8 protein-coding genes and 1 pseudogene are annotated in these 8,702 nt (G+C 73.3%); 3 read left to right on the forward strand and 6 right to left on the reverse strand.

The genetic code is table 11. The features are described from left to right. Positions 1-29 precede the first annotated feature (29 nt). Positions 30-377 carry an SCP2 sterol-binding domain-containing protein gene (locus ACWCRA_RS06630; RefSeq protein ID WP_351558114.1) on the forward strand — a complete coding sequence of 116 codons (348 nt, stop codon included), beginning with the start codon at positions 30-32 and terminating at the stop codon, positions 375-377. A 114-nt stretch (positions 378-491) separates the two neighbouring features. On the opposite strand, the gene ACWCRA_RS06635 is transcribed toward ACWCRA_RS06630, so the two are convergent. From ACWCRA_RS06635 to ACWCRA_RS06645, 3 genes are all read right to left on the reverse strand, one after another. Beyond that, a complete protein-coding gene (locus ACWCRA_RS06635) occupies positions 492-1,301 on the reverse strand; it encodes an ABC transporter ATP-binding protein (protein ID WP_351558116.1) in 810 nt (269 codons plus the stop codon). 62 nt (positions 1,302-1,363) lie between these two features. After that, positions 1,364-2,455, reverse strand: a complete 1,092-nt coding sequence (locus tag ACWCRA_RS06640) for a FecCD family ABC transporter permease (RefSeq protein ID WP_451066957.1) — start codon at positions 2,453-2,455, stop codon at positions 1,364-1,366. A gap of 20 nt (positions 2,456-2,475) precedes the next feature. Beyond that, on the reverse strand, positions 2,476-3,555 hold the full coding sequence (locus tag ACWCRA_RS06645) for a FecCD family ABC transporter permease (protein ID WP_451066958.1): 1,080 nt from the start codon (positions 3,553-3,555) through the stop codon (positions 2,476-2,478). Between the two features lie 36 nt (positions 3,556-3,591). Here ACWCRA_RS06645 and ACWCRA_RS06650 point away from each other — a divergent pair, with 36 nt between their 5' ends. Further along, a complete protein-coding gene (locus ACWCRA_RS06650; protein WP_451066959.1) occupies positions 3,592-4,635 on the forward strand; it encodes an ABC transporter substrate-binding protein in 1,044 nt (347 codons plus the stop codon). Positions 4,636-4,820: 185 nt separating this feature from the next. Here the strand turns inward: ACWCRA_RS06650 and ACWCRA_RS06655 are convergent, their stop codons facing one another. Then, positions 4,821-5,849, reverse strand: coding sequence for an HAD hydrolase-like protein (locus ACWCRA_RS06655; protein ID WP_451066960.1), 1,029 nt, complete (start codon positions 5,847-5,849; stop codon positions 4,821-4,823). 68 nt (positions 5,850-5,917) lie between these two features. Here ACWCRA_RS06655 and ACWCRA_RS06660 point away from each other — a divergent pair, with 68 nt between their 5' ends. Further along, positions 5,918-7,198 (forward strand): DUF1015 family protein, encoded by a 1,281-nt coding sequence (locus ACWCRA_RS06660; RefSeq protein WP_451066961.1) that lies wholly within the window; start codon positions 5,918-5,920, stop codon positions 7,196-7,198. A gap of 55 nt (positions 7,199-7,253) precedes the next feature. Here ACWCRA_RS06660 and ACWCRA_RS06665 read toward each other — a convergent pair whose 3' ends face one another. Then, complete coding sequence (locus ACWCRA_RS06665) at positions 7,254-8,042, reverse strand: tetratricopeptide repeat protein (protein ID WP_451066968.1); 789 nt, start codon at positions 8,040-8,042, stop codon at positions 7,254-7,256. 81 nt (positions 8,043-8,123) lie between these two features. Next, positions 8,124-8,702, reverse strand: a pseudogene (locus ACWCRA_RS06670) (hypothetical protein); the annotation flags it as partial.

Here is an 8,702-nt window from a genome sequence, read left to right on the forward strand (position 1 = left end):
CGCGAAGCCCTGCGGTACCGTCGATCACGATGGCGACGACGGAAGAGTGCCGCAGCGCACTCAGCAGACTCAGTGACAATCTCCTGCGGGCGAACGGCGATGTACGCAGCGCCGTTGCGCTCGACCGCTCCCTCAGCTGCCACATCAGAGATCTGGACATCACCTTCACCGGCCGGCTCCAGGGCGGCGGTATCACGGTGATGGACACCCTGGAGGGCCCGCCGCGCGACAAGGCGCAGATCCGGCTCGCGATGACCGGGGACGACCTGGTGGCGATGGTCGACGGCGAGCTGGACTTCGCGCGGGCGTGGGCCTCGGGCCGGGTGCGTCTGGAGGCCGGTTTCCGCGATCTGCTGCGGCTGAGGTCGCTGCTCTAGCGGCTGGGGTCACCGCGCCGGACCGGCCGCCCGGGGCGGGGCCACGGCCGAGGGCGGGACCGCCGGGGCCGCCGCTCCGGGTGCCGCGGGGGCCGGGCGCCCGGACCTGCGGGCTCAGCGGGCCTTGCCGGCCGTCGCGGCCCGCTTCCGCGCCACCGGAACCACCAGCGGCGTACCGGACTCCGGGTCGTCGATGACCTGGCTCCGCACCCCGAAGACCCGCTCCACCAGCTCCGCCGTGACCACGTCGGACGGCGCGCCCTCGGCGACGATCCGGCCCTCGTGGAGGGCGACGAGATGGGTGGCGTACCGCGCGGCCTGGTTGAGGTCGTGGAGCACCGCCACCAGGGTCCGGCCCTGTGTCTCGTGCAGCTCGGCGCAGAGGTCGAGGACCTCCAGCTGGTGCTGGATGTCGAGGAAGGTCGTGGGCTCGTCCAGCAGCAGCAGCGGAGTCTGCTGGGCCAGCGCCATCGCGATCCAGACGCGCTGGCGCTGTCCGCCGGAGAGCTCGTCGACATAGCGCTCGGCCAGGGTGCCGACGCCGGTGGCGGCCATCGACTCCTGGACGATCCGCTCGTCCTCGGGCGACCACTGCCGCAGCAGCCCCTGGTGCGGATAGCGGCCCCGGGCCACGAGGTCCGCGACGGTGATCCCGTCGGGGGCGATCGAGGACTGCGGCAGCAGACCCAGGGTCCGGGCCACCTTCTTCGCGGGCATCGAGTGAATGGCCTGCCCGTCCAGCAGCACCCGGCCCTCACTGGGCTTCAGCATCCGCGAGAGGGCGCGCAGCAGGGTGGACTTGCCGCAGGCGTTGGGACCGACGATCACCGTGAAGGAGTTGTCGGGTATCTCCACCGAGAGATTCTCGGCGATGACCCGCTGGTCGTAGCCGAGGGTGACCGATTCCGCGGTGAGACGCTGCATGGTGGTGGTGCTCCTGGATGGTTGGTTCGGGAATTCCGCGGGGGCCGCGCCGGCCGGTCTCCTCATATCCGCCCCGCCCGGCGTTCGGCGACCAGCAGCCAGAGCAGATAGCAGCCGCCGAGCACCGCCGTCACCACACCGACCGGCAGACTCCGGTCGCCGAAGACAGTACCGGCCGCCCAGTCCGCGATGAGCAGCAGCGCCGCGCCCATCGCCGCCGCCGCGGCCAGACCGGGGCCGGGGGCCCGGGTCAGCCGGCGGGCCAGCTGGGGCGCGCTGAGGGCGACGAAGGCGATCGGCCCGGAGGCGGCGGTCGCGGCGGCCATCAGCAGCACCCCCGACGCCATCAGCACGAGCCGGGCCCGCTCCACGGGCACCCCGAGCGCGTGCGCGGCGTCGTCGCCCATCTCCAGGACCCGCAGCGGACGCCCGTACACCGCGAGGACCGGTACGGCGGCGAGGAAGACCGCGAGCAGCGGCCAGACCTGTGTCCAGTCGCGGCCCTCCAGGGAGCCGGTCATCCACAGCACGGCCCGGGTGGCGTCCGCCAGATTGGCCTTGGTGATCAGATAGTGGTTGACGGCGGTGAGGACGGCGGCGGTGCCGATGCCGACCAGGACCAGCCGGTAGCCGTGGACCCCGCGCTTCCACGCCAGCAGATAGACGGCGACACCGGTCAGCAGCCCGCCGGCGAGCGCCCCGCCCGCGACCGCGACCGCGCTCCCCTGGAAGAGCACGATGACGGTGAGCGCGCCCACCGCCGCGCCCTGCCCGAAGCCGATCACATCGGGGCTGCCCAGCGGATTGCGCGACAGCGACTGGAAGACGGCGCCGCTGAGCGCGAGGCAGGCGCCGGCGAGCAGCCCGACCAGGACGCGCGGCAGCCTCAGTTCGTGGATGACGAACTCATGGGCGGTGGTGCCGTGCCCGAACAGGGTGGCGACCACATCGCCGGGCGCGATCCTGAAGTCCCCGGTGCCGAGCAGGACCACGGAGGCCGCGAGGGCCAGGGCGGTCAGCAGCACCACGACGACGGCGGCCCGCGGGTCCACCCGCACGGACAGCCCGCCCGCCGTCCGCACCGCGCGGACCTTCCGGGTGGAGCCGGCGAGCGCATCGGGCTCCGCTGCCCCGGTGGCGGTCTTCTCGCTCACAGCGGTCCTCACGGCGGTCCTCACAGCTGGGCCATCCTTCGGCGGCGTACGAGCTGGATGAAGACGGGCCCGCCCAGCAGCGCGGTGACGATACCGACCTGGAGCTCGGCCGGGCGGGTCACCAACCGCCCGATGACATCGGCGCCGAGCAGCAGCACCGGCGCCAGCACCATGGCGTACGGCAGTATCCACCGCATGTCGGGCCCGGTGATGGCGCGCACCAGGTGCGGGATCATCAGCCCGACGAAGACGATCGGCCCGCAGGCCGCGGTGGCCGCCCCGCAGAGCAGCGTCACACAGAGCATGGAGAGCGCCCGGGTCCGCCCCGGACGCGCGCCCAGGGCGCGGGCGGTGTCGTCGCCCATCTCCATCGCGTTCAGCGGCCGGGCGAGCAGCAGCGCGAGCACCACCCCCGCGCCGATGAACGGGGCGACCTTGGCGATGGTCGCCGGGTCGGCCGCCGCGAGCGAGCCGACCGTCCAGAACCGCAGCTTGTCCAGCGCGGCCGAGTCCAGCAGCTGCACGGCGTTGACATAGCCGTAGAGCGCGGCGCTGGCGGCGGTCCCGGCGAGCGCCAGGCGCACCGGGTTCGCGGCCCGGCTGCCGCCGAGGACATAGACCAGGACGGAGACGGCGCCGGCGCCGAGGAAGGCGAACCAGACATAGCCGGTGAGCGAGGTCACCCCGAAGAAGCTGATGGCGGTGACCACGGCGGCGGACGCGCCCGCGTTCACACCGAGCAGTCCCGGCTCCGCGAGCGGATTGCGGGTCAGCGCCTGCATCACCGCTCCGGCGAGCCCGAGCGCGGCGCCGGCGAGCACCCCGAGCACGGTCCTCGGCACCCGCACCTCACGGACGATCACATCGTTGCCGCTGCCCGAGTGGGCGAAGAGCCCCTGCCACACATCGGCGAGCGGTATCGATTTGGCACCGAACGAAATACTCGCCAGACAGACCAGGACCAGCACGGCGACGGAGAGCAACAGCCCGGCGGCGCGCAGGGCATGGCGCCCGGCGGAGGCGGGGACTGGGGTGGGGGCTGGAGCCCGCGCGGACCCGGATCGGGGCCCCGCACGGTCCTGCGCACTGTCGACCAACACGAGGTTAGGTTAGCCTACCCTCCTCTTTTCCCCCGAATGACGGAAGTTCCCCTGATGAACAACCCCGCCCTCTCCCGGCGCAGGCTCCTCACCGCCACCGGCGCACTCGGCATCGGCGCCCTGCTCGCCGCCTGCGGAAGCGACGGCACCAAGGACGACAAGCCGAAGTCCGGCGCGCGGAGCGGCGGCGGCGCCTGGACCTTCAAGGACGACCGGGGGAAGACCATCAAGCGCGAGCGGACTCCCGGAAAGCTGGTCGCCTACGTCTCCAGCGCCGCCGCCCTCCACGACTACGGCGTCGAGTGCGCCGGGGTCTTCGGCCCCACCGACCCGGTCAACGGCAAGCCCAACCCCCAGGTGGGCGACCTCGATGTCAGCGGGCTCACCAGCCTCGGCAAGGCGTGGGGCGAGTTCAGCGTCGAGAAGTACGCGGCCCTCGGCCCGGACCTCCTCATCAGCAACATGTTCCCGCCGCCCGCCCTCTGGTTCGTCCCCGAGGAGAGCAGCGAGAAGATCGAGGCCCTCGCCCCGACGCTGGGCATCGCCGGTGCCCACACGTCCCTCCTCGAACCACTGGGGCGGTACGCCGAACTCGCCGAGGCCCTCGGCGCCGACCTCCAGGCCGCCAAGGTCACCGAGGCCAAGGCCCGCTTCGAGCGCGCCGAGGCGGCCCTGCGCAAGGCCGCCGAGGCCAACCGCGGCCTCAAGGTGCTCGCCATGAGCGGCGACGCCGAGCAGATGTACGCCGCCGTCCCCGAGGCCTACTGCGATCTCCACTACTTCAAGGACCTCGGAGTCGAGTTCGTCGAGGCGGAGAAGAGCGACGAGTGGGGCTTCTGGGAGTTCCTGAGCTGGGAGAACGCCGACCGGCACCACGCCGATCTGATCATGATCGACAACCGTGCCCAGGCCCTGCCCGCCAAGGAGCTGGCGAAGAAGCCCACCTGGGAGCGGCTCCCCGCCGTGAAGGCCGGCCAGACCATCCCCTGGGCCATGGAGGAGCGCTACAGCTACGCGGGCTTCGCCCCGGTCCTGGAGCGCCTCGCCGCCGCCGTCACCCGCTCGAAGAAGCTGGCTTGACGGACCCGGCCGGTGAGGGGGCGGACGGACCACCGGCCGCCCCCTCACCGCACTCCGGCACCCCCGGCACCCGGGTCCCGCACTCCGGCACCCCCGGCACCCGGGTCCCGCACCCCCGGCACCCCCGGCACCCGGGTCCCGCACCCCCGGCACCCCCGGCACCCGGGTCCCGCACCCCCGCGGTCCTACATCCCCAGCCGGGAGAGCGCCTTCCCCGCGTCCGCCGCGCAGACCCCGTCCCCGGCGTCCGACCAGGCAGCCGCGCACAGCGCCCGCAGCCCGTCCAGGGAACCGCCCTCCCCCTCCAGGACCAGCTCCCCGCCCCGCACCGCCGCACTCCACCCGCCGCAGCGGAACCCGCCGTCCCCGGCCGACACTTCGGGCTGGCCGGTCAGCATGCCCCGCAGATCGGCGTCCACATACGTCGGCCGGTGCTCCGGCGGCGCGGTCAGCAGCAGCGCCCCGTCCGTCACCCCGGTCAGCACCAGCAGGGAATCCACACCCCCGTTGAACGCGCCCTCGATATCGGTGTCCAGCCGGTCCCCCACCACCAACGGGCGCACCGCACCCGTCCGCAGGATCGTCTCCCGGTGCATCGGCGGCAGCGGCTTCCCCGCCACCTGCGGCTCCGCGCCCGTCGCGATCCGCACCACCTCCACCGCCGCGCCATTGCCCGGCGCGATCCCCCGCGCACTGGGAATCGTCAGATCGGTGTTGGACGCGAACCACGGCACGCCGCGCGCGATCGCGTAACACGCCTCCGCGAACCGCCCCCAGGGCAGCCCGGGGCCGCCGTAGCCCTGCACCACGGCCGCCGGAGCGTCATCCGCCGACTCCACCGGCACGAGCCCCCGCTCCCGCAGCGCGACCCGCAGCCCCTCACCACCGATCACCAGCACCCGCGACCCCGCCGGCACCTGCTCCGAGATCAGCCGGGCCACCGCCTGCGCCGAGTTGATCACGTCATCGGCGGCCGAAGGCACCCCCAGCTCCGTCAGATGCGCCGCCACCGCGTCCGGCGGGCGCAGCGCGTTGTTCGTCACATACGCCAGCCGCATCCCACCGTCCCGGGCGGCCAGCAGCGCGTCCACGGCGTGCGCGATCGCCTCACCGCCCGCGTACACCACGCCGTCCAGGTCCAGCAGCGCGGTGTCGTACGCCGCGCTCAGCGCCGCCGCACTCGCACCCGGCCGGGTCCTGCTCCGCTCACTCATACGATCGTGCCCTCCATCGGCGTCCGTCCCTCGATCATCGCTCATGCGCCACCCCCTACGATGCTCGGATGAACAGCGACGGTCCCGCAGCCAACGACGGCCTGCGCCTGATCCCCTTCCGCGGACTGCGCTACGTCCCCGAGCGGGTCGGCTCCCTCGCCGCCGTGACCTCACCGCCGTACGACGTCGTCGTCCGACCCGACGGACTGCACCACCTCGAATCCGCGGACCCCCACAACATCGTCCGCCTGATCCTTCCGCAGGCCCCCACCCCCGAGGCCCGCCACCGCCAAGCAGCCGACACCCTCGCCCGCTGGCTCGCCGAGGGCATCCTCGCGCCCGACCCCGAACCCGCGCTCTATGTGTACGAGCAGCACCGGGACGACATCCTCCAGCGCGGCGTCATCGGCGCGCTGGCCCTCTCCGGCCCCGGCGCCGGAACCGTCCTCCCGCACGAGGACGTGATGGCAGACATCGTCGCCGACCGCACCGACCTGCTGCGGACCACAGCCGCCAACCTGGAGCCCCTGCTCCTCACCTACCAGGGCACGGGCGGCGCCGGCACCACCACCGCGATCGTGGAACGGACCGTACGGAACCCCCCGCTCCTCGCCACCACCACGGAGGACGGCTTCCGCCACCGGCTCTGGGCCCTCACCGACCCCGCCGACCTGGCCGCGATCGACCGCGACCTGGCCGGACGGCAGGCCCTGATCGCCGACGGCCACCACCGCTGGGCGGCCTATCTCGCCCTCCGCGCCGAACACCCCGGGGCCGGCCCCTGGAACCATGGGCTGGTCCTGCTCACCGACTCGGCCCGCTACCCGCTGCGGGTCCGCGCGATCCACCGGCTGCTGCACCGCCTCCCGGTGGCCAAGGCACTCGACGCGCTGCACGGCTCCTTCCGCGTCCAGCGCCTCGACACCGCGCTCCCCGAAGCCCTGGAGACCCTGGCGGAGGCGTGCGCCGAGAGCAACGCCTTCCTCCTGGCGGGCGATGGCGCCCTCCACCTCCTGGACCGGCCGGACCCCGCCCTGCTCGCCGGCACGGTACGGACCGACCGCCCCGACGCCTGGCGGGCCCTGGACGCCACCGTGCTGCACGCCACGCTCCTGGACCACCTGTGGCAGATCCCGGACACCCCGGACCACATCGCGTACATCCACGACACGGAGGCGGCCGTGACCCAGGCGGAACGCCACGGCGGTACGGCGGTGCTGATGCATCCCGTCCGGGAGGAGGTCGTCCGGGGCCTGGCGCGCGAAGGGGTGACGATGCCGCGCAAGTCGACCTCGTTCGGGCCGAAGCCGGCGACGGGCCTGGTGCTCAGAAGCCTGACGGTGACATGAGAGAACGGAAAAGGGGCGGCACCGCGAAGGTGCCGCCCCTTTTCCGTTCCACCGGCTACTCGCCCTTGTCGTCCCGGGCACCGCTGTCACCGTCGATGCCGGCGTCGGCGTCCGCCTCGTCATCGGCTTCATCGCTGTCGTCGCCGTCGATGTCAGCGTCGTCGATGTCAGCGTCATGGGCAGCGTCGTCGCTCGCGTCATCGCCCTCGTGGCCGATGGCGTCGACGAACTCGACCCCGTCCATCTCGGCGAGCCGGTCGGACGCGTCCGTGGCACCGTCCTTGTCCGACTCCAGCGCCTTGGCGAACCACTCACGGGCGTCGTCCTCACGACCGGCCGCGAGCAGGGCGTCGGCGTACGCGTACCGCAGCCGCGCGGTCCAGGGCTGGACCGAGTGGGAGGCCAGCTCGGGGCTCTGCAACGTCACGATGGCCGCGTCGATCTGCCCCATGTCCCGCCGGGCCCCGGCGGCCACCAGCCGCATCTCCACCTGGCCGGCCTTGTCGAGCTTCTGCACCTCGGCCTCGCCGGCCATGGCCAGCGCCCGCTCCGGCCGCCCGAGCCCGCGCTCGCAGTCCGCCATGACGGGCCACAGCTCCACGCTGCCGGTCATCCGCCGCGCCGCCCGGAACTCGGCGAGCGCCTCGGTGTACCGCTGGGTGGCATACGCGGCGAAACCCGCCGCCTCGCGGACCGCGGCCACCCTGGAGGCGAGCCGCAGCGCGATCCGGGAGTACCCGTAGGCCTGCTCCGGCTCCTCGTCGATCAGCTTGGCGACCATGACGAGGTTCTTGGAGACCTCCTCGGCCAGGCCCTTGGGCAGGCTCTGGAGCTCCTGCCGCACATCCTTGTCGATCTCGTCGCCGGTGACGTCCTCGGGGATCGGCAGCCGCTTGATCGGCTCCCGGTCCGGACGGTCCCGGTCCCGGTCCCGGTCGTCACGGCGGAACCCGCCGGCTCGGTCGTCACGCCGCCCGTAGCCACCGCCCCCTGCGGGACGGCCACCCCGGTCACGGTCGTACCCACCCGGCCGGCCGCCCCGGTCGTCGCGCGAGCCGCGGTATCCACCGCGGTCGTCGTCCCGGCGGAAGGGCGGACGGTCGTCACGGCCGCCACCGCTGGGGCGGTCGTCACGGCGGAACGACGGACGCTCGTCACGGCGGTCGTCACGACGGTCACCGCCACGGTCATCACGGCCGAACCCGCCGCTCGGACGGTCATCCCGACGGAAGGACGGCCTGTCGTCACGACGGTCATTGCCACGGAACCCACCACCGGCGGGACGGTCATCACGACGAGGCGCACGGTCACGATCACGGTCGTCACGACGGAACCCACCGGTGCTCGGACGGTCGTCACGGCGGCCGTAGCCACCGCCACCCCCGCCGGTACTCGGCCGGCCGCCCCGGTCGTCCCGGCGGAAGGGCGGACGGTCGTCACGGCCGCCACCGCTGGGGCGGTCGTCACGGCGGAACGACGGACGCTCGTCACGGCGGTCGTCACG

Source organism: Streptomyces sp. NPDC001889, assembly GCF_053594535.1.